17 protein-coding genes, 1 other RNA gene and 1 pseudogene are annotated in these 20,230 nt (G+C 69.1%); 4 read left to right on the top strand and 15 right to left on the bottom strand.

The window, feature by feature from the left end:
* Nucleotides 1-8: 8 nt before the first annotated feature.
* From ABT186_RS25630 to ABT186_RS25610, 5 genes are all read right to left on the bottom strand, one after another.
* Nucleotides 9-398 (bottom strand): hypothetical protein, encoded by a 390-nt coding sequence (locus ABT186_RS25630; RefSeq protein WP_351222081.1) that lies wholly within the window; start codon nucleotides 396-398, stop codon nucleotides 9-11.
* Nucleotides 399-889: 491 nt separating this feature from the next.
* Nucleotides 890-1,492 (bottom strand): contact-dependent growth inhibition system immunity protein, encoded by a 603-nt coding sequence (locus ABT186_RS25625; protein ID WP_351222083.1) that lies wholly within the window; start codon nucleotides 1,490-1,492, stop codon nucleotides 890-892.
* Between the two features lie 14 nt (nucleotides 1,493-1,506).
* Entirely contained in the window at nucleotides 1,507-6,174 is a 4,668-nt protein-coding gene (locus tag ABT186_RS25620; RefSeq protein WP_502973324.1) for a ricin-type beta-trefoil lectin domain protein, read from the bottom strand.
* A gap of 517 nt (nucleotides 6,175-6,691) precedes the next feature.
* Nucleotides 6,692-6,880, bottom strand: a complete 189-nt coding sequence (locus tag ABT186_RS25615; protein WP_351926996.1) for a DUF397 domain-containing protein — start codon at nucleotides 6,878-6,880, stop codon at nucleotides 6,692-6,694.
* Nucleotides 6,877-7,695: a helix-turn-helix domain-containing protein gene (locus ABT186_RS25610; protein ID WP_351926994.1), complete on the bottom strand. Its 819-nt coding sequence runs from the start codon at nucleotides 7,693-7,695 to the stop codon at nucleotides 6,877-6,879. Before ABT186_RS25610 ends, ABT186_RS25615 begins: the two co-directional genes overlap by 4 nt.
* 138 nt (nucleotides 7,696-7,833) lie before the next feature.
* Between ABT186_RS25610 and ABT186_RS25605 the strand changes: the two genes are divergently transcribed.
* The 3 genes from ABT186_RS25605 to ABT186_RS25595 all read left to right on the top strand — a co-directional run bounded on the left by ABT186_RS25605 (nucleotide 7,834) and on the right by ABT186_RS25595 (nucleotide 9,087).
* The gene (locus ABT186_RS25605; protein ID WP_351926992.1) at nucleotides 7,834-8,283 is read left to right on the top strand and encodes an ATP-binding protein; all 450 of its coding nucleotides are present in this window, start codon (nucleotides 7,834-7,836) and stop codon (nucleotides 8,281-8,283) included.
* A 199-nt stretch (nucleotides 8,284-8,482) separates the two neighbouring features.
* Nucleotides 8,483-8,839, top strand: a complete 357-nt coding sequence (locus tag ABT186_RS25600) for a hypothetical protein (RefSeq protein WP_351926990.1) — start codon at nucleotides 8,483-8,485, stop codon at nucleotides 8,837-8,839.
* Nucleotides 8,836-9,087, top strand: a complete 252-nt coding sequence (locus ABT186_RS25595; RefSeq protein ID WP_351926988.1) for a hypothetical protein — start codon at nucleotides 8,836-8,838, stop codon at nucleotides 9,085-9,087. The genes ABT186_RS25600 and ABT186_RS25595 overlap by 4 nt, the downstream gene beginning before the upstream one ends.
* 180 nt (nucleotides 9,088-9,267) lie before the next feature.
* Here ABT186_RS25595 and ABT186_RS25590 read toward each other — a convergent pair whose 3' ends face one another.
* The 6 genes from ABT186_RS25590 to ftsE form a co-directional block, all read right to left on the bottom strand.
* Nucleotides 9,268-10,527 carry a DUF6215 domain-containing protein gene (locus ABT186_RS25590; protein ID WP_351222093.1) on the bottom strand — a complete coding sequence of 420 codons (1,260 nt, stop codon included), beginning with the start codon at nucleotides 10,525-10,527 and terminating at the stop codon, nucleotides 9,268-9,270.
* Nucleotides 10,528-11,021: 494 nt separating this feature from the next.
* Nucleotides 11,022-11,416, bottom strand: a transfer-messenger RNA (tmRNA) gene (ssrA, locus tag ABT186_RS25585).
* A gap of 101 nt (nucleotides 11,417-11,517) precedes the next feature.
* Nucleotides 11,518-12,057, bottom strand: coding sequence for an SsrA-binding protein SmpB (smpB, locus tag ABT186_RS25580; protein ID WP_351222095.1), 540 nt, complete (start codon nucleotides 12,055-12,057; stop codon nucleotides 11,518-11,520).
* 69 nt (nucleotides 12,058-12,126) lie between these two features.
* A complete protein-coding gene (locus tag ABT186_RS25575; protein ID WP_351926986.1) occupies nucleotides 12,127-13,290 on the bottom strand; it encodes a S41 family peptidase in 1,164 nt (387 codons plus the stop codon).
* A 67-nt stretch (nucleotides 13,291-13,357) separates the two neighbouring features.
* Nucleotides 13,358-14,278, bottom strand: coding sequence for a permease-like cell division protein FtsX (gene ftsX, locus ABT186_RS25570; RefSeq protein ID WP_351222099.1), 921 nt, complete (start codon nucleotides 14,276-14,278; stop codon nucleotides 13,358-13,360).
* 27 nt (nucleotides 14,279-14,305) lie between these two features.
* Nucleotides 14,306-14,995, bottom strand: coding sequence for a cell division ATP-binding protein FtsE (gene ftsE / locus ABT186_RS25565; protein ID WP_351222101.1), 690 nt, complete (start codon nucleotides 14,993-14,995; stop codon nucleotides 14,306-14,308).
* A 292-nt stretch (nucleotides 14,996-15,287) separates the two neighbouring features.
* On the opposite strand from ftsE, the gene ABT186_RS25560 reads away from it, so the two are divergent.
* The gene (locus ABT186_RS25560; RefSeq protein ID WP_351222103.1) at nucleotides 15,288-15,479 is read left to right on the top strand and encodes a hypothetical protein; all 192 of its coding nucleotides are present in this window, start codon (nucleotides 15,288-15,290) and stop codon (nucleotides 15,477-15,479) included.
* A gap of 135 nt (nucleotides 15,480-15,614) precedes the next feature.
* Here ABT186_RS25560 and ABT186_RS25555 read toward each other — a convergent pair whose 3' ends face one another.
* The 4 genes and pseudogenes from ABT186_RS25555 to ABT186_RS25540 form a co-directional block, all read right to left on the bottom strand.
* Complete coding sequence (locus tag ABT186_RS25555) at nucleotides 15,615-16,280, bottom strand: hypothetical protein (RefSeq protein ID WP_351926984.1); 666 nt, start codon at nucleotides 16,278-16,280, stop codon at nucleotides 15,615-15,617.
* 325 nt (nucleotides 16,281-16,605) lie between these two features.
* Nucleotides 16,606-17,712 (bottom strand): peptide chain release factor 2, encoded by a 1,107-nt coding sequence (prfB, locus tag ABT186_RS25550; protein WP_351222107.1) that lies wholly within the window; start codon nucleotides 17,710-17,712, stop codon nucleotides 16,606-16,608.
* Between the two features lie 638 nt (nucleotides 17,713-18,350).
* Nucleotides 18,351-19,586 (bottom strand): serine/threonine-protein kinase, encoded by a 1,236-nt coding sequence (locus ABT186_RS25545; protein ID WP_351222109.1) that lies wholly within the window; start codon nucleotides 19,584-19,586, stop codon nucleotides 18,351-18,353.
* Nucleotides 19,587-19,780: 194 nt separating this feature from the next.
* A pseudogene (locus ABT186_RS25540) lies at nucleotides 19,781-20,230 on the bottom strand (serine/threonine protein kinase); the annotation flags it as partial.

The following is a 20,230-nucleotide window of genomic DNA, read 5'->3' as shown; positions in this document are numbered from 1 at the left end:
GGGGCTGGTCAGCGGCGGATGACCCACGCGAGAGGACGGCGCCCACAGATGTCCGAGCCGTACCAGCCGTCCTCGTCCGTGCAGTCCCTCGACGGGTGGTACGTGAGCCGGTGCCCGAAGCAGTGCACGTGTGGCGCCACGCCGTAGACGGCGACCAGCGGCCATAGGAGGAGCAGGGCGACCCACAGGATCGCCAGGAAGACAAGGCCCTGTCGATTGAGGTCAAGGTCGTCGTCCGCGTCGAGTTCCCTGATGAAGTTGCCGAGCGTGCAGCCGGTCGCGACGAGGAACGACATGCCGAGGGCGAGGTAGGCCAGGGTACCGAGGAGCAGTGCCGGCGTGTTCAACCGTTCCTCCCGCTTGTCGTGGTGCCACGGCGGCACCAGGTGTGGTTCCATGAGGGGGAGGCCCCCGCCCGGACCGGTAATCCAAGCGGGGACCCTTTCATCGGTAGGCGGTTACCGACCGGGAGTCCTCAGCTTTGGTGAGGACTGCCGGTCACCGCCCGTTGAGCCACCTCCACAGCTCCCGGATCACCGCGATGATCCGCTTGTACAGAGGCTTCTTCGGCTTCCGATGGCGCCCCATCAGCGCCCTCCTTCCAGACGAGGCAGCCAAGATCCCGGTGACTGCCGCCTTCAGGCTCGGGCCGGGCCCCGAAGGCGTGGGGCCCGGAACGTCCTTGGAAGGAGGGCGCGTTCAGTGCGCGCGCTGATCGTATCGCCATAACCCCCGTCATATGCCAGCTACTTCACACATAGCAGGAATGTACGATTTTCGACGGTTGGCTATGTAAAGCAGGCGAATGTCGGACAACGACGAAGACGGCGGTTCTCTCCGGGACTTCGCCCGGAGAGAACCGCCGTCCGAGAAGGATCGGATCCCCTCGCTAGTCCTGTTCCACCAGGAACCTGACTGAGTCCACCACGAACTCGCCGTAGTGGAGGGCCGATCCGATCGCCTCCATCCTCGTGTACTGGTCCGGAGACAGCGACCCACCCGGCGTGTTCACCATGGTGCTCAGCAGGATCCGGAACGCCAGGTCCGGAGTGCAGTGGCGAGCGCACTCGACGAGCGCCTCGCGCACCTCGGCGGCCAGGAACTCCGCCCGCTCGATCTCGGCGATGACCGCGTCCCGCTGCGCCGAACCGTCCTCCGTGTCGGCCCCGGCGAGCGGACTTACGTCCGCCTTCGCCGACAGCCGGGCATCACAGAGGTCCATGACCGTCCGCGTCCACTCCGATCCCGAGGTCCCCTCGAAGCTCGGCATGTACTGCGCTCCGGCAGTCCACAGCACCTCGAGCGTCTCCGAGGGAAGGTTGTCGAGGAGCGTCCGGGCGTCGCGGCGGACCGCCTGGACCACGTCGTCCGCATGTTCCGGGAGATGTTTCGCGACGACGTCGGCAGCCGTGTCCCCGTCGTGAATCCAGTCCTCGTGGAAGAAACCCATCACCCACGAGACACCGAAGTCGAAGTCGGTGAAGCGATGCACTGCGTGTCACCTCCTTACATCGGGAAGCACGTTTGCACGTAATAGCCACTCTTGTGCCCCGGCGCTCTCACGAGCTTGATGAAGAACCGGTTGCCGGCGGCCTTCTCGGCCCCGTCCGCCCAGTACACCGTGCCGAGGGAGGAGTCCCGCGGACCGAAGTTACCCGTCCAGCTCACTTCATTCGTCTTGTTCTCCCGCAGCCACCTGCTGATCCTGCTGGCCTGGTCCTTCAGCGCGAAGTTGACGATCTCCTGAGCCTTCTCCTGATTGATCCACACGCTGTTCGGCGTGCGCCTACCGTTGTTTTTCGCCGTCTTCTCGGCGGCCAGGTCCATCGCCCTCGCCTTGTCGGGGCGCACGTGCTCGTCGAGGGTGTGCGCCTGTCCGGGGAAGTCGGTCTCGTCACCCACGAGGTTGTTGCAGTTGTGGACCAGGACCGGGGTACCGCCCGCCACCGCGTAGAAGGTGTGCAGGCCCGACACGGTCAGGTCGTACACGGTCCGGGGCGTTTTGTCGTTCCGGTCGAGCAGCGCGGCCACGGTGCGGAGGGTGCCGTCCGGGGTGCGCAGGCCGTCGCCCGGCCGCAGGTCGGAGGCCAGGGTCCAGCCGCGGCCGGTGACGAAGAACCGGTGTCCGGGTGTGCTGGTGAGGCGTCCGCCGTCCGCCAGGGTCACATCGACCAGGTCGACGGCGGTGTGGTGGAAGGTACGCGTGACCGGCTCGCCCTGCGTGCGTCCGGTCGCCGGGTCGGCGGACAGCAGGAGGTCTCCGGTCCGTACGTCACGGAGCGGCTTGCGGCTGCCGTCGGCCAGGACGACCTCGGTGGTGCCGGGGAAGCTGTTGAGCGGGCACGCTGTGCGCGCCTCCTCGTAGGCGTCCACGGTTCGCTCGATGTCGGCCAGCGCCTGGGCGTCCACGTCCAGTGCCCTCAGCGCCTTCAGGGCGTCGGAAACTCCGACTCCGGTGCGCATCGCGGCGTCCACGGCGCGAATCGCCTCGGCGATCTTCCCGAGCGGGCCGCCGAGCGGGAGCCAGGTGGCGGCCCAGGCGCAGTCGCCGTAGCTGCCGCTGCCGTCGCCGTTGAACTTGTGGTAGCAGCCGGTGAAGTCACCGATGATCGACTTGTAGATGCCCTTCCAGACATCCACGGTCACATCCCACGCGGAGACCTTGACGGTCTTGGTCAGATTCGGGACCGTCACCGTCTTGAGGAAGACCGTGTCCTCGGCGGGGCAGCCGGCCTCCGTGGCGGGCACGTCGGGGTTGGTGCACAGGTAGTAGCTGACCACCGCGTCGAAGTGCGCCACGAACACCAGCGTGTTGCAGTCGATGCCGTGGCACTCGTTGGGGAGCTGTTCCGGATCACCGTGCTGCTTGATGTCGTCGATGACGGAGAACACCCCTCCGACACCGGTCGCCGCGCCGGTCTGCACCTGCTTGTTGGCGTCGTTCTGCTGCGCCTCCTTGTACGCCTCCTGCGCCTGGTCCGCGTACTTCTGGGCGTCCTTCGCCGCCTGTTCGGCCGCGGTGGCGTCGGCGTCGGCGCGGTCGGCCGCCGCACGGGCGTCCTTGGCCGCCTGTTCGGCCTCGGAGGCGGCGGTACGGGCGGCTTCGGCGTCCAGTTCCGCCTGGTCGGCGGAGTCGCGGGCGTCCTTGGCATAGCCCTCGGCACGTCCTGCGGCCTTGTCGGCGGCGTCGGAGTCCTCGGTGGCCTGCCTGTCGTACTCGATGGTGTTGGCCAGCGACTTCTGCGCGTCCGCCGCCGCCTTCGCCGCCTCAGCGGCGTAACCCAGCGCCTCCTTCGCCGACTTGCGGGCGTCCGCCGCGTGTCCTGCGGCCTCGGCGGCGATGGTGTACGCGGCCTTCGCGTCGCCGGTCGCCGCGTTGGCCAGGCTCTGCGCCTGGTCGGCGGCCTTCTGGGCGTTCGCGGCGTGCGCCTCGGCCACGGCCTGCTGCTGCTCGGCGATCGTCTTCGACGACTGGCCCGTCAGGACCACAAGACCTGCGGCGGAGTCGGTGGTGACGTACGGGGAGCCGAGCTGGATCGCGTCGTTCGCCGGGGCCGCCACCTGCTGGGCGGAGTTACGGGCGTCCTCCGCTGCCTGCGCGGTGATGTACGCGTGCCCGGCCGCGTCGGTCGCGCCGGCGACGGCCTTGGCGGCCTCGGCCTTGGCCGCGTCGGCCTGGGTCTTGGCGTTGGCGGCGTCCTTCTCGGCGTCGTCGGCCAGCTTGACCGCGGTGCGTGCGGCGGTGGCCGCGGTCTGGGAGGCCTTGATGGCGTCCGCCGCCGCGCTGGTCGCCGTACGCACGTCCGCGTCCGCCCTCAGCTTCGCGGCCTTGGCGTCGTCGGCATCGGAGCGGGCCCGCTTGGCCGCCGCTTCGGCGCGTGTCGCCGCCGCGTCGGCGTCGGCAGCCGCCTGGGTCGCCGCGTCCGCCTCGGAGTCGGCCGACGTCGCGGCCGACTCGGCATCGTCGGCGGCCTTGTCGGCGTCGTCCGCCGCCGCGCGGGCGTCCTTGGCGTTGGCGTCGGACTCGTGGGCGTCGGCGTAGGCGTCCTTCGCGTCGGCCTTGGCGCGTGCGGCGTTCGCCTTTTGCTTGGCGTCCCACGCGTCATCCCGCTTGGCTTTCGCCTCGTCCCGGGCCGCTTCGGCGTCCTTGCGCCTGTCACTCGCGGTGGACGCGGCGGCCTCCGCCTTGTCCTCGGCGGCCTTGGCCGTCTGCGCGTAGCCCTCGGCGTTCTTCTTGTGCTCGGCGGCCTCGGCCTGCTTGGCGGCGGCGGTCTCCTTCTCCGCCTTCGCCGTCGCCTCTTCCGCCTCCGCGTCAAGGCGCTTGGCGTGCGCCGTGGCAGCCGCCGCCTTGGCGTCCGCCTCGGCCTTCTGTGTCTCGGCGAGCTTGGCCAGGGCGGTGTCCCGGGCGTCCTTGGCGTTCTTCGCCTGCACCGCGGCGGCGTCGGCAGCCGCCTTCGCCTGCGCGTTGGCCTCCTGCGCAGCGGCCGTACGGAACGCGGCCTTCGACGCCGCGGCCTGCGTCAGGGCACGGGCCGCGATGGTCTCGCTGTCTCCCGCGGAGGCGCGCGTTGCCGCGTAAGCGGTGTCACCGGCCTTCGACAGCGCGTCCAACGCCGCCGACGACGCCTTCGTCACCTGGGCCTTCTGCTGTCCGACCAGCAGCGCACGGCCCCTGGGGGCACCCGCCGCGTCTGCGATCGCGTACGCGGCCTGCTCGGCGGTGTCCGTGTCGGTGGCGGCCTTCTTCGCCGCGGTGGCCTGGGCCTTGATCAGGTCGAGCTGCTTCTTCGCCTCGGTCTGGGCGTCCGTGACGCCCTTCTTCGCCTTGTCGAACTGAGCCTTCGTCGGGTAGCTCAGGCTGTCGGTGCCGTTGTGCCCGGACGGGGTGACGTCGAACTTCTGCGGATCGGTGCCCTTGCAGTCCCACATCCGCGCGTCGCGACCGTTGTCGTACGTCTGCAGGTCCAGGCAGTTGCCGGTGGCCGCGTTGTACAGCCGTGTCGTCCCGTGCGTGCCGTAGTCCCACTTCTGGGCGCCGCTGCTGCTGCACGTCAAGAGCTGCACCGCGGTCCCGTTCGCCGTGCCGGAGCCCTTCACGTCCAGGCACTTGCCGGAGTTCACGTTGACCAGCGCGTCGCCGCGGATCTGCCACTTCTGGCCCGCGGTGCCGTTGCAGGTGTAGATCTGCACCGGCGTGCCGTTGTCCTTCTTGCCTCCCTGCGCTTCGAGGCACTTGTCGGACGCGCCGTGCGCGTGGATGACCATCGGGCTGTCGCCGATCCAGCCGGGACCGCCCGCGGACCAGTAATCCTGCCAGCGGGCCAGGTGGTCGGCGATCCAGGACTGGCCGAGCATCTCGCCCAGCGCCTTGGAGCCGGCGGCGAGGGCCTTGGTGGCGTCGCGGTTGGCGCCGAGGATCTGGTTGCGCTGCGTGGTCTGCCCGGCGATCTCCTGCTGCCACTCGGCGGACGCGGCGGCGACCTCCTTGCCGAGGACCTTGTCCGGGTCGACCGGGGTGCGCCACGCACAGGCCGCGAACCGGGACTTCAGGTCCTCCACCCCGAGCCGGAACTCAAGGCTGTCCGGGTCGGGCGCGGTACGCGCGAACCCGCCGGACGACAGGAAGAGACGGGCGTTGTCGGCGCCTGTCGGCTCCAGGGACCAGTTCACCAGGTTGTCCCACGCCTGGTGCTCGGCAAACGCCTGCTGCCACTGCGGATTGGGGAGCGACGGGTCCGGGTCCTTGCCGTAGAGCGGGGTACCGAGGTCCTTGAGGGCCTTGACCGTGGCGTCGTCGGCCTTCGGGGTCGGGTCCTGGTAGAAGTCGCCCTCGTCCTTCCAGAACTGGGCCCAGATCCACTTGGTGATGCCGGTCTGGTCGAAGAAGTTGTCGCCCTGCCCGCCGGCCCCCGGGGGCCAGTGGAACCCGGTCTCGGTGAATCCCGCAGGCGTGGACAGACCGTCGAGCGGCGCCTGCCAGTCCGTGACGTGGTCGTGGAGCGCCGACCCTTCCTTGTCGGCGGCGGCCTTGTCCTGGTCGAACGCCTTGGACAGGGGGGTGTCCTTCCAGTACTCCCGGTTCGCCGCCGTGTGCAGCTTGTCCGGGGTCTGGTTGAGGGCGTCCTGCGCGGTGCCGAACATGGCCGGACCGCCGAGGCGCAGCGCATCGGCCATCAGGCACTGGTCCTGCCGCAACTGCTCGGCGGCCGTGGCGTCGAAGCCGTCGTAGCTGTCGGCCACGGGGCTGCTGTCGATGGGCCGGCCGATCAGATCCGGCCGGGCGGCGAGGGTGGTCAGGACGGCGAGGGCGAGGAGCGGGCCTGATATGGAACGTCTGGAACGCCTGAAACGTCTGGAACGCAAAAGAACATCCGTTCTTCGTGAAGAGGGCAGGCGGGGGTGCCCGTCCGAAGAGGTGGAAGTGCCGCGAGTCGGTCAGGACTCGGTACGGCTCAGATGCGCCAGAAATCGCGGCATGACGAAGTACCCCTCCCCGTTAGCGACGGTGTCCCCCCGGTCGCTGGTCGATGTGCACACTGACGGAGTGGTCGTCTCCGCCGGGCACGGCGGCCACGATAGATCCGTGTATCAACTGAGCACAAGACATGGCTTTTTTGTGGAGGGCAGTGACCGGTTCAGATGGGTTGGGGCGTGCGGATCGAGGCACGCCCCGAGGCTCGGAGCCCGGGGCTCAGGCCTCGCGGGCGGCGTACGCGACGAAGGCGGCCCAGGCGTCCAGGGGGACGGCGAAGCGGGGGCTTCGAGCTCCGAGCTTCGAGTCGCGGATGTGGATGGTGTGGGGGCAGGCGGCAATTTCTATGCATTCGCCGCCCTGGTCGTCGCTGTAGCTGGACTTGAACCACGACAGCTCAGCGCTCATAACTCCTCCGCCACCTTCGTGATGAACCGAGCAGACTCTTCGACGTTAAGCGCCTGCATGCGGATCATGCCATGGCGTTGCGTCAAGGCGTTGAGCTTGTCGGCATCAGCGTAAAGCGCTCCCGTCTCCTGCCCCTCAACGTAGGCGTAGTGCTCGTGCTCCTTCGTTTCTACGAGGACCAGCGGGCCGCCGAGCGCCACAGGGGGAGCCGACGCGAATGGCAGGACCTGGACGGACACGTTCCGCAGTCTCCCCGCCTCCAACAGGCGGTTGAGCTGCCTGCACATGACCTCCCGGTCGCCGACCATCGCGCGGAGCGCGGCCTCGTGGATCACAAAGCTGAAGTGCGCCAAAGGTTTCCTGGTCAGCAGTTCCTGGCGCTTCAGCCGAGCCGCGACGCGCTCCTCGATCGTCTCCTCGTCAAGCGGAGGGCAGCTGTTGCTGATCAGCTCGTGGGCGTACTCCTTGGTCTGTAGCAGGCCAGGAATGAACATGGCCGCGTACGAGTACAGGGTGATCGCCTCCTCCTCCACCAACACGTACTGCTGTGTCCGCTGAGGGAACGCCTCCGGCTTCAGAAACTCATGCCCGGCCACCAACTTCCCCCGCGCCCCGCACATCTGATCCGCGACCTGCAATAACCGGAGCGTCGGCCGCCGTCTCCCGCACTCCATCGACTTGACGTACTCGTAGTCGTACCCGACCTCATCAGCCAGCGCCTGACGGCTGACCCCTGCCTCCTCCCGCCACAACTTCACCTGGCCACCGCAGTACCGCCAGTTCTGCTGCGCCTGCTGGGACTCCCCGGAAGCCACGCGCCCACCCGCCTTCCGCCGCAACACACCGTGTACAAGCACGCTGTGTACCCGCTCCGCTACTCCCGAGGCTACGCGCGAACCACCAGCCTGATCTCGGTAAATGACGGTGAATCACACTCAAGGAACCGCCCGCGCATGCCGACGCCGCCCACGGACTCCGCTCCCCGGACCTCCCCCTCCGCGCTCCCCAAGGACATCGAGTGGCGCCTGCCTCGCCACGCCCGCAGCGTGGGCCGAGCCCGAACCCTCCTCCGCGAACAGGCCACGTCCTGGAAGCTCCCCAACGAGGTGACGGAAACGGCCGTACTTTTGCTCAGCGAGCTGATGACGAACGCGTACCGCCACGCGAAGGTCCCGCCGGGACGCGAGATCCGGGCCCGTTGCATCCTGGAGGCGGACCGCCTGCATGTCTCGGTGACGGACGCGAACGACACGCTGCCCACGCCCCGCGAGGCATCTCCGGACGACGAGGGCGGCCGGGGCCTGACCCTCGTGGAGGCATTGGCGGACAAGTGGGGCGCCGAGCCCCGCCCCGGCGGCATCGGCAAGACGGTCTGGTTCGAACTGCAGGTTCCCACGTCGTAGCCCCTGGTAGCGGACAGAAGGTGCCGCGGAACTCCGTCGGCGTTCACGCTGAGTCTGCTCCGTTCACAGGGCGTCGGCGCCAATGCCGACACGCCGCTGGTACGACGACAGCCCCGCGACGTCAGCAGTGAATCCGGTGCCGTTGCCCCGCCCCGCCAGTACCGTAGGCAGCAGGGAGCACATAACGAAGGAGCCTCGCGTGACCACCCAGCCTGATCACGGGCAGGAGCTGATCCCTCGGCCCGAACGAACCCCCGAGGCCGTCCGTGTCGCACTCGCCCGCGTCGCTCCCCACCGGCTCAGCGACATGGAGCGGCACAAGGAACAAGCTCTCGCCGCCGCCATCGCCGATGGAAAGATCGGCCATCTCCAGCACTGGCTCACCCACTGGCACGCACAGGTCGAGATCGAACGACGCCCTGACCTGTCTGCCCGCTACCGCGCCGCGCTGGCCACCGTGCACGGCACAAACAGTAAGGACGACCCCGCATTCCGATCCGGCATGAACGACCTGGCCGCCGTCGAAGCGGAGGCCCTGCGGGCGGTGTCCACGTGACCTGGCAATGGGAGTACGACCCGGACGAGCAGCATGTCGCGGGCGGTGCCCCTCCCGCGTTCATCGCCGAGGTCGAGAAGAAGGCCGACGAACTGGTCCGCGCCGCGGCAGCGTTCTATCTCGACGGCACTACGTATCAGGGAGAAGGACCGAACGGAGGCTTCGCCCACGTGCCCGGAGGCTTTTTCAACTATCTGATCGTCCCCCGCCATGAACGGCTCTACATCATGCAGGTGACCTTTCTCTGACCGGCATGCCCCGCCTGTACCGACTGTCGAGGCCGCTCTCGGCAGGGTACGACGGAGACTTCTCCGCGTTCACCGATCAAGACCATCAAGTGCCAGGTGTACGGGCGAGCCTCGTTGTCGCTGGTGAGAGCCCGCGTCCTCATCCAGCCGCAGCCATCGCGCAACCGCGGTCAGAACGTTTCAGCCGGCCCGGTCGGCCGAGTACGGGGCGGCCCACCCGGGGACCGTCGGCAGCACCTTCTCGGCGACGCGGAGCAGCACCGCGTCGTCCGGCACCCCGCCGTCCGTGCGCCACAGGGTCACCTCGAAGGAGCCGCCACTGTCCTTTTTGTCCTGGGCCACGGTGAGGACGCGGGCCGGGACGCCGGGACCGCTGGTGGCGTCGCTCCCGTCGAGGCGGAAGCGGATGCTGATGGTGCGGTCCGAGTAGAAGACCGCCGGGCGCCCCAGAACCGTCCGCGGGCGCGCGTCGTCCCCCAGAAGCGCCGCGGATGTGGCCACCGGAAGACGGTCGTAGGTGGCCGACAGCGTCACGTTGTAGGTCCTGAACTCGACCTGGGCCGAGGGAGTGTCGATCTCCTTGCCGCCCGCAAGCTTGAGGGAGCCGCCGCTGCCGTCGGCGGTTTTCACGGTCTCCCCCGGGGTTCCGAGCAGTTCAGCGAGGTCGGGACGGTTCAGCGCCTTGCACAGCTGCGCCCCGGAGACGTGCCGAGGCGCCTTCCCGGAATCCCGCGGCGCCTTCTCGGGCTCCCCGCCCGAGCACCTGGCAGGCGACGGGGCGCTGTTCGAGGACGACGTCTCCCCGCCCATCCACAGAGCGACACCGAGGGCCCCAACCACCGCCACGGCCGCGACGGCCTGCCCCCAGGCGTTCGGCTCCTTCGCGGGCGCCACGTAGTGCGGCTTGTCCTGCTCCGACGTCATCTCTCTCCCCGCGCTGCTTCCTTCGTTCACCGGCCCGGGGGTCAGGCCACCCGAGTCGGCGGCCCGCACAACTCGGCGCCGGCGAAGCATGGCTCTGACCGTGCGGATCCGCCAGGCGGTGAAGGCGAGGATGACGACGCCGGTGAGGGTCGGAATCTTCCAGCTGCCGGAGCCGTTGCGGGTGGCGGTGTGGTCGCCCGACCCGTCGACGAGGGCGGGCAGGGTGCCGTCGGCGGGACGGGTCTCGATGACCCCGTCGACGGCGACGCTGCTGATGTTGACGCTGTGGTCGGTGGCGGCGAACGAGCCCTCGCAGGCCCAGCCGTCCTGCCACAGGTCGCTCAAGCCGCCGGTCGCGGGCGTGCACTCGGTGATGGTGACCGTGCCGGGGACTCCGGTCGCCTCCGCATAGGCCTGAAACGCACCCTGCACGGCCAGGAACAGACCGAAGAGCAGCCCGACGACGGCGAGGGATATCTCGCGGGGCAGCGGGGGGAGGAGGCGGAGCAGGAACATGGGCAGGTGGGTCCTTTGTGGGGTCAGTCGGGATCCGCCGGATCGAAGACTCGTGAAAAGGGCGGGCGGAAATGCCCGTCGGTGGAGGCAGGCGTCACGGCGGTCCCCCCGGCCGCGGGCTGAGGCGCGGTGGCGGAGGGTCAGGTCCGCCCGGCGCGACGGTCACCATAGACATGTCAAACAGCTGCTGGGAAAGAGTTTTACGAAAGGGCGTGGCCGAAAACCGCCGTCGGCCCCGCATGAGGAGACTGGGTGGAACATGTGTGGCGCTTGTGAAGATCGAGGGCAATGGGGCCGCAGTGCCGCGCAAGTTGGCCGAATCACGACCTCCCGGGACCCGCCCGTACGCCCCCGCGCACCAACGACAAAGGCCCTGTTGCTCAAGAGCAACAGGGCCTCGCCCACATGGGATGCGGGGGTCTGGGGGCCATGCCCCAGACCAACGACGAGGTGGACCGGGCTCGCGCTGTTCGCGAGCACGGTCCACCTCCAACTCGTGGAGATGGCGGGAATCGAACCCGCGTCCAACGGTGCGGAACCAGGGCTTCTCCGTGTGCAGTCCGCTGCGCTTTTCTCGGCCCCGGAGATCACGCGGACAAGTCTCCGACGGGCCCAGTCACTGTTTGGTTTCCCTCTTCACCCCGTGACCGGGATCAAGGTTTAGTCCCCTAGCTGATGCCAGGATCCGGGTCGGGAACAAGCCCGGGCTGACACTCCCATTCAGGAGGGTTTCGCGTCGCTACTTATCAGGCAGCGAGGGCGAAACGCTCGGGAGAATCGCTCTTAACAGTGGCGATTATTTTTTTCGGCCTGTGGTTTGCGAGATCATGGCCGCTTCCTCGACACGCTTCCCCTGCTTCGACAGCCGCTGTCGAAACCGATCATCCCCATGTTGTTTTTTCAACCCCCCGAGGAGGGCGTGCACCCGCTGTGAGGTGCAGTGACATCCTACGTGACCAACGCACGCCGATGCCACCTCATTCCCCGCCGCTACACGCCCCGCTGTCGGCGCTTCGCCGCCGCGATGGCGCGGTCCGACTCCCGGCGGTCCTGCTGCTCACGCAGCGTCTGCCGCTTGTCGTACTCCTTCTTGCCCCGTGCGAGGGCGATCTCGGCCTTGGCCCGGCCGTCCTTGAAGTACAGCGCGAGGGGCACGATCGTGTGACCCGTCTCCTGGGACTTCGCCTCCAGCTTGTCGATCTCCTCGCGGTGCAGCAGCAGCTTGCGCTTGCGGCGCACGGCATGGTTGGTCCAGGTGCCCTGGCTGTACTCGGGAATGTGGGCGTTGTGCAGCCACGCTTCGCGCCCGTCGATCTGCACGAAGCCGTCGACGAGCGAGGCCCGCCCCTGCCGCAGCGACTTCACCTCGGTGCCGGACAGGACGAGACCCGCCTCGTAGGTGTCGATGATCGCGTAGTCGTGGCGCGCCTTCTTGTTCTGCGCAACGATCTTGCGCTTGCCGCCCTTTTCGCCGTCCTTGGACTTGGCGGCCGTCCCCTGCTTCTGCTGGGACTCTTTCGGTACGTACATTCCCTTGGCCATAGTGACAGCCATTTTCGCACCAGTGGGGGCTGAAAGGGAAAGCCGATTACCCAGGGATCACGAGGTGTCACCCAGGCCGCTCAGCACGGTCTCCGCCCGCGCCAGCGCCGCGCCGTCGGCCTCCAGGTCGGGGGTGATGCCGCGGCCGTCGACGCTGCGGCCCGAGGGGGTGCGGTAGTGCCCGACGGTCAGTTCCGCCACGGAGCCGTCGGGGAGGCGGCTCGGCATCTGGACCGACCCCTTGCCGAAGGTGCGGGTGCCCACGACGACCGCCCGGCCGCGGTCCTGGAGGGCACCGGTGAGCAGCTCGGCCGCGCTCATCGTGCCGCCGTCGACGAGCGCGACCAGGGGTCTGGTGGTGTCGCCGCCCGGGTCTGCGTGCAGCGCGCGCTGGTCACCGTTGACGTCGTACGTCGCCACGAGCCCGCCGTCGAGGAAGGCGGACGCGGCGGCGACGGCCTCGATGACCAGCCCGCCGGAGTTGCCCCGCAGATCGAGGACGATCCCGGCACCCTTGGGCGCTGCGGCGACGGCACTCCGTACGAGGTCCCCGGAGCCCTTGGTGAAGGCGGCGACCTTGATCACGGTGATGCCGCCGGCGAGGCGGTGCACGGTCACCGAGTCCGTGGACAGCCGTGCCCGGCGCAGAACCTCGCTCCAGGTGTGGGTGCCGCGCTGGATGCCGAGCCGGACCCGGGTACCGGCGGCCGCGTCGTCGGCGTCGCCGCGCAGCAGGGAGACGACCTCGGTGACGGGCCTGCCGTCGACATCCTCGCCGTCGACAGTGCGCAGCCGGTCACCCCTGCGGATCCCGGCGGCGGCCGCGGGCGAGCCGGACTGCACCCATGTCACCTCGATCCGGCCGTCGCTCTCACGCCGGGCCGACAGGCCGACGCCGGTGTACTCGCCGTCGAGGGCCTCCTCGAACTCCTGGTACTCGCCCTGGGAGTAGACGGCGCTCCAACGGTCGCCGCTGCGGCTGACTGCGCGCTCGGCGGCCTCCATCGGGGACTTGCCGTCGGCCATCGCCTTCGCCGCCGCCTCGGTGACGTCGTCATGATTCCCGGCCGGGGCCGCCGCCTTGGCGGAGGGGGCAAACCGTACGGATTCGTCGAACGAGCCGGTCGCGGCGCCGGTGGCGAGGACGCTCGCGAAAACCAACGTCAGGGCCGCCCCGTGGCGGATGCGGCGGGGCTGACAGAACAGGTCTCGGCCTGACATGCGGGTGAGTCTAGGACAACGCAAGGGGGCGTACGGGAAGTTGCCCGTACGCCCCCATTGGCATGCATCACACCTTCAGGTACTTGCGCAACGCGAAGAATGCGGCAAGCGCCGGCATCAGCAGACTGGTGGCGAGTATCAGCGGCAGCTTCGTCAGCACGGCGTCCCAGCCGATGAAGTTGATCAAATTCAGCTTGTGGGACAGGTCCAGGCCGTGGTCGATGATGAAGTACCGGGCGATCAACAGGAATCCACAGGCGACCGTGCCGCCGATGAGCCCGGCGACAGCGGCCTCCATGATGAACGGCGCCTGGATGTAGAAGCCGGAGGCACCGACGAGCCGCATGATGCCGGTCTCACGACGACGGCTGAACGCCGAGACGCGCACGGTGTTGACGATCAGCATCAGCGCGACGATCAGCATCATCGCCATGACCGCGCGCGCCGCCCAGTTCATGCCGTTCAGCAGACCGAAGAGGTTGTCCAGGATGCCCTTCTGGTCCTGCACCGACTGCACGCCGTCGCGGCCGTTGAAGGCGCTCGCGATGACCTGGTACTGCTCCGGGTTCTTCAGCTTGATGCGGTACGACTCCTGCATCTGGTCCGGGGTGAGCGAACTGGCCAGCGGGGAGTCGCCGAACTGCTCCTTGTAGTGCTTGTACGCCTCGTCCTGCGACTCGTAGGTGACCTTCTGGACGACGGACCCCATCTTGTTCAGGTCGTCGAGGATCTGCTTCTTCTGCTCCTCGGTGACCGCGCCCTTCGAGCAGTTGGGGTCGGACTCCGCGTCGCTCTTGTTGCAGAGGAAGATCGAGACGTTGACCTTGTCGTACCAGTAGCCCTTCATCTGGTTCACCTGGTCACTCATGAGGAGCGAGCCGCCGAACAGGGCGAGGGAGAGGGCGACCGAGACGATCACCGCGAAGGTCATCGTCAGATTGCGGCGGAGACCGACACCGATCTCCGACAGAACGAACTGCGCGCGCATGGCGTCTGCTAAGCCTTTCCGTGGAACTCAGTGCTGGTAGCCGTAGACGCCACGCGCCTGGTCGCGGACGAGGCGGCCCTTTTCCAGCTCGATGACGCGCTTGCGCATCTGGTCCACGATGTTCTGGTCGTGGGTTGCCATCACCACGGTCGTGCCCGTCCGGTTGATCCGGTCGAGCAGCTTCATGATGCCGACGGAGGTCTGCGGGTCGAGGTTGCCGGTGGGCTCGTCCGCGATCAGCAGCTTGGGCCGGTTGACGAAGGCCCTCGCGATGGCGACGCGTTGCTGCTCACCACCGGACAGCTCGCCGGGCATCCGGTCCTCCTTGCCGCCGAGCCCGACGAGGTCGAGCACCTGGGGCACGGATTTGCGGATCTCGCCGCGCGATTTGCCGATGACTTCCTGGGCGAAGGCCACGTTCTCGGCGACCGTCTTGTTCGGCAGGAGCCGGAAGTCCTGGAAGACCGTCCCCAGCTGGCGGCGCATCTGCGGCACCTTCCAGTTGGAGAGGCGTGCGAGGTCCTTGCCCAGGACGTGCACCTGGCCTTGGCTGCACCGCTCCTCGCGGAGGATGAGCCGCAGGAAGGTGGACTTTCCGGAGCCGGAGGACCCCACGAGGAAGACGAACTCGCCCTTCTCGACCTCGAGGGAGACATCCCGGAGGGCAGGGCGGCTCTGCTTGGGGTAGACCTTGGAGACGTTGTCGAATCGGATCACGGATGCACCACGGGCCGTTGGGGGTAGGTGAGCGTGACCATACGCGAAGCGGGTGTACGAGCGCAGTCGCCGGTCGGGGTTGCGCGTGAGTTGCGCGTTTTGTCCATGCCTGCCGAGCAGGAATGTCCCCGGAGCGTCATCCCGCGACACCCGGGGACCGAGCCGCCCCTCCGAGGGCCTTGGCCGGCCGAGCCCGCGCAGCGACTCGCGGAACCTGGCACAGTGGAGTGGGGAACGCGTGCGTTCCCGTAAGCGTTGTGTACGTGGAAGCGGCACAAGGAGGGCGAGGCGCATGACGTACGACCGATTGGTGTGCGCGAACTGCGCTGCGCCCGTCAGTGAGGGCCGCTGCCCCGTCTGCCGTGCCAGCCGACAGCGACTCCAGCAGGAAAACCCCTGGTCAGGGCTGAATCCGACGGCGCTGATCGTGCTCGTGGCGGTGCTGATCGCGGCGGTTGCGCTGCTGGCGCACCAGACGGCGTAGCAGAGCGGGAACAGACGTACGACGTACGGGAAGGGCCCGGGGCGAATGACGCCCCGGGCCCTTCTCACGCGTTTCTTACGCCTGCGGACGGGTCGGGGGCCTCCGGATGAGGCCTGCTCCCGTTGATCCCGTTGATCAGGCAGCGGCCCCGCCGCGGCCGCTCACAAGGCGCGGCAGCACACGGAAGCCGATACCGCCGGCGATCATCGTGGCGGCTCCGACCAGCAGGAACGCCGTCTGACCGGCACCCGTCTCGGCCAGCTGCTTGCCGCCCTTGCCCTGGGCGGAGGTGTCGGAGTTGGAGCTGTCCGAACCGGTGTCGGTCAGCACCGAGGAGCCCTTGCCCTGCTGGACCGGGCTGTTGCCGCCATCGGGGTTGGTGTTGTCGCCGCCACCGTTGCCGTTGCCGTTCCCATTACCGTTCCCGCCGCCGTTGCCGTGGGTCGGGCCCTCCGTCGGCTCGGTGGGGTTGCCGGTGGGCTGGGACGGGTCGGTCGGCCCCGGAGAGGTCGGAGGCTCCGTGGTCGGAGGCTCCGAGGTCGGAGGCTCCGAGGTCGGAGGCTCCGAGGTCGGAGGGGTCACCGGAGCCGTCGGGATACCGGTCTCGGTGGGCGGAGGAGAGGTCGGGTCGTCGCCGCCGTCGCGGACGTTCACCCCGACGCCCACGCCGTTGTCACCGGCGCTCGCGCCGATGCTGATGTCGAGCGCCGAAGCGGCACCCGCGGCGGTCAGCGAAGCGCCGGCGGCAATCACCGCACCGGCGGCTATCCGCGCCACCCGGATCCGCGTCTTCTTGGTCATCTGCCTGCTACCCCCAGTAGCCGATCGTCATTGGAGCAGCGCACGGGGCCACGGCGTCGGGGACGGCTGTACTGGAGCCCCCCGGTTCACATGCGCCCCAGAGATACGCATGCCGTGCTTACCCTTCCGAGTTTTCACAGCAACGTCAAGGTCGTTGCGTACGCGATGTCCACTAAATGATCTTTTGCGGGAGTGGCGGGACTGTGAGTGTGATGTAAAACCCAGGCATCAAAGACAGACAAGGCAACTGCCCCTGACTCGGGGGCAGTTGCCTTGTCGACAAAGCACCGTTTTCCGGCGGCCGTGTGACCGCTCGTACCCGGTGTTACTTCTCCTGCTGCTTGCGCCAGCGAATCCCGGCCTCGATGAACCCGTCGATCTCGCCGTTGAACACGGCCTCGGGGTTGCCGACTTCGTACTCGGTCCGCAGGTCCTTGACCATCTGGTACGGGTGCAGGACGTACGAACGCATCTGGTTGCCCCAGGAGTTGCCGCCGTCGCCCTTGAGGGCGTCCATCTTGGCCTGCTCCTCCTGCCGGCGCCGCTCGAGGAGCTTGGCCTGCAGGACGTTCATCGCGGAGGCCCGGTTCTGGATCTGGGACCGCTCGTTCTGGCAGGTGACGACGATGCCGGTGGGGAGGTGGGTGATGCGCACGGCGGAGTCGGTCGTGTTGACGCCCTGGCCGCCGGGGCCGGAGGAGCGGAACACGTCGACCCGGAGGTCGGCGTCATCGATCTCGACGTGGTCGGACTGCTCGACGACGGGAAGGATCTCCACACCCGCGAAGGAGGTCTGCCGCCGCCCCTGGTTGTCGTAGGGGGAGATACGGACCAGCCGGTGGGTGCCCTGCTCGACGGAGAGGGTGCCGTAGGCGTACGGCGCCTGGACGGCAAAGGTCGTGGACTTGATCCCGGCCTCTTCGGCGTACGACGTGTCGTAGACCTCGGTCTTGTAGCCGTGCTGCTCGGCCCAGCGCAGGTACATGCGCTGGAGCTTCTCGGCGAAGTCGGCGGCGTCGACGCCACCGGCCTCCGCACGGATGTTGACGAGCGCCTCGCGCGCGTCGTACTCGCCGGAGAGCAGCGTCCGGACCTCCATCTCGTCCAGCGCCTTCTTGACGTCGACGAGCTCGGCCTCGGCCTCGGCGCGGGTGTCCGGGTCGTCCTCGGCCTCGGCGAGCTCGAAGAGCACACCGAGGTCGTCGATCCGCCCGCGCAGCGCCTCCGCCTTCCTGACCTCGGCCTGGAGGTGGGACAGCTTGCTGGTGATCTTCTGCGCCTCGTCCGGGTTGTCCCAGAGGGACGGCGCGGCCGCCTGCTCCTCGAGCACGGCGATGTCTGCCCTCATTTTGCCGAGGTCCAGAACGGCCTCGATCGACTCCATGGTCGAGGAGAGGGACTTGAGCTCTTCGGATACATCGACGACTGCCACGCATCCAGCGTAACGGCTCCGCCGGAAAGCCAATGCCGGGTGACCGCCGGTTACCGGGGCACCCGGCGGCGAGGTGACCGCCCTGGGGGCTGCCGCCCCCAGACCCCCATATCGGCCTGACGGCCTCGTCCTCAAACGCCGGACGGGCTGAAACATTCAGCCCCGGGCCGGGGGAAAACCGCCCGGTACGGCAAATGCAGCCCCTCCGGCGCTCGAGGAGCGGGGGTCCGGGGGCGGGCCCCTGAACGGGGTCTGGGGCCCGAACGGGGTCTGGGGGCGAGGTCCCAGCGGGGTGCAGGGGCAGAGGCCCGGGAGAGGTACAGGGGACGCAGTCCCCGCCGGGGTCCAGGGGCGGAGCCCCACCGGGGGCCAGAGCGGAACCCCGCCGGGGTCCAGGGACGGAGTCCCGCGAAGGGCGCAGGGGACACAGCCCCCACCGGGATGCAGGGGACACAGCCCCGGCGAGGTTCAAGGGTGAAGCCCCGCCAGGGGTGCAGGGGACGCAGTCCCCGCCGGGGTCCAGGGGTGGAGCCCCTGGTGGGGTCGAAGGGGCGGAGCCCCTGGTGGGGTCGAAGGGGCGGAGCCCCTGGGGGATGGGACGGGTAGGGGCGGCGGGGGCGAAAAACCTCTGTGGCGGCTCAGGGCGACGCCGGCGCCGAGTTCTTCGTGTTGTCGGAGGGCTGCCCGCCGTCGTCCCCCGATGTCGCCAGCCACGCACCCACCCCGACCGCCGCCAGCAGCGCCGCCGTCGCCACGCCCAGTGCGATCCGGCGGCGGCGGGCCGCCGTGCGATGGCGGGCCGAGCCCGGACGTGGGGCGCCCGTCGCGCGGGGCGCGCGCGCCGTGCCGAGGGCGCCGCCCGCCAGCTCGTCCGGTCCCGGCACCCGCATCGACGTGTGCGTGTCCCGATTGGAGTCGGGCTTCGCCGGAGGCACCAGCGGCACCGACCCACGGCGCGCCCGTGCCTCCGTCTGCTCCCCCGGCACGGCCGCCTCGTACGGTTCCTCCGCCTGCTCCGCGTCCGGCTCGTCCACGTCCAGCGGCGGCATCCCGGCCAGCAGCGGCAGCTGCTCCCGCAGCCGTGACGCCAGCTCCGACGCCCGCAGCCGGGACGCCGGCGCCTTCGCCAGACACTGCACGATCAGCTGCCAGAGCTCCTCCGGGATACCGGGGAGGGGGACCACGGTCTCCGTGACATGACGGCGCAGCACCGCACCCGGGTGGCCGCCGCCGAACGGCGTGAAGCCCGCCAGCAGCTCGTACAGCACCGTCGCCAGCGCGTAGATGTCCACCGCCGCCCTCGGCGGCAGGCCCTCGACCACCTCCGGCGCCAGGTAGTCCGGAGTGCCGATGATCTTTGTCGCCCGGGTGCGGCGCGGCGAATCGATCAGCTTCGCCACCCCGAAGTCCGTAAGCAGCGCCGGATGCGAGCCGCCCGGCCCCAGCGGCCCCTGCATGTCCAGCAGCACGTTCTCCGGCTTCACATCCCGGTGCACGACTCCCGCCGCATGCGCCGCCGCCAGCCCTTCCGCCACATCCGCAACGATCGCCACGGCCGCCTCGGGCGCCAGCCGCCGCTCCCGGTCCAGGCGGGTCCGCAGGTCCGTACCCCTGACCAGGTCCATGACCAGGGCGAGGTCGTTGCCGTCGACCACCAGGTCCCGTACCGAGACCACGTTCGGGTGGTCGAGACCGAGCAGCGCGGTGCGCTCCTGGACGAAGCGGCCCACCAGCTCCTGGTCGGAGGCGAGGTCCTCGCGCAGCAGCTTGATGGCGACGGGCCCGTCCGGCCCCTCGCCCAGCCACACCGTGCCGGCGCTGCCCCGTCCCAGGATCTGGTTCGCGGTGTACCGGCTGCCGATCTTCCGTGCCAAGACTGCTCCTACTGGGGACGCGTGGTGCCGACGCTGCGCCGTACCGGGGCGTGGCATCAGCGGCTGACGCCGCGGACCCCGGCCCGCCGGTCGACAAAACTACGCGTCCGGAGGCGCAACCTTCACCGCCGAGACGGAAATCACCCGTCAGATGTCGACAAATCCCCAGAGTCGCCGCCCCGTTGGCCGGGCGGCTACTTGGACTTCGAGCCCAGCTTCCCGATCGCGTTCGTCACGGAGTGGTACCAGTCGCTCAGCTGCGCCCAGTACGACTTCGACACACCGAGCCAGTGCTGCAGCGGACTGAACTCCCAGATCAGCCACCCGGCAACGAACAGGATGACGATCGTGAACAGGCATCCCTTCAGACAGCCGAGGCCCGGGATCTTCATCGGGTTGGCACTGCGCTGCCGCGGCGGACGCGGCTCACGCGCCGGACGCGGTGCCGGCTGCTGGGGCTGCTGCGGTGCGGGCGCGTACCGCTGGGGCTGCTGCTGCGGCGCGGGCGCGTACTGCTGCCGCTGGGGCGCGTACTGCTGCGGATGGCCGTACCCGGGCGCGGGCTGCTGCTGCCGCGGCTGCGGGCGCGCGACCTGCCGCTGCGGGCGCCGGCGCAGCGGGTCCTCGCCGGGGTCGAGGTACGC

The sequence above is a fragment of the Streptomyces sp. NPDC001634 genome (assembly GCF_040298185.1).
Lineage (GTDB): Bacteria > Actinomycetota > Actinomycetes > Streptomycetales > Streptomycetaceae > Streptomyces.
This window is presented reverse-complemented; position numbering and strand designations above follow the sequence as displayed.